The organism is Sphingobium sp. CCH11-B1 (assembly GCF_001556865.1).
Taxonomy (GTDB): domain Bacteria; phylum Pseudomonadota; class Alphaproteobacteria; order Sphingomonadales; family Sphingomonadaceae; genus Sphingobium.
On record NZ_LSJY01000122.1, the window covers coordinates 1 to 411 of the forward strand.

The 411-nt window shown below is 65.0% G+C and carries 1 protein-coding gene; it reads right to left on the reverse strand.

Going from position 1 to position 411, the window contains the following annotated elements; translation table 11 throughout:
• Positions 1-91: 91 nt before the first annotated feature.
• The coding region (locus tag AX724_RS12620) for an ATP-binding protein (protein WP_164847550.1) at positions 92-411 on the reverse strand (320 nt) is incomplete at its 5' end.

Consider the following 411-nt stretch of genomic DNA (forward strand, 5'->3'; position numbering starts at 1 on the left):
GCCTTGCGCTGCGTGCGGCGGAGGGCGGGCGTAGCCCGACCGGAGGCGCGCGCAGCGCAAGATAGATTTTTGAAGGCGCCGAAGGTGGCTGTCAGCTGCGGTTTTTGAAGCGCCAGCTGTCGTTGCCCGTCTCGACGATATCGCAGTGGTGGGTGACGCGGTCGAGCAGCGCCGTGGTCATCTTGGGATCGCCGAACACGGTCGGCCATTCGCCGAAGGCGAGGTTCGTGGTGATGATGACGCTGGTCCGCTCATAAAGCTTGCTGATGAGGTGGAACAGCAACTGCCCTCCCGAGCGGGCGAACGGCAGATAACCGAGCTCGTCGAGCACGATCAGGTCGAGCCGCGACAGCTGCGCCGCCAGGGTCCCGCCTTTGCCGATCCGGGTCTCCTCTTCGAGGCGTGTCACCA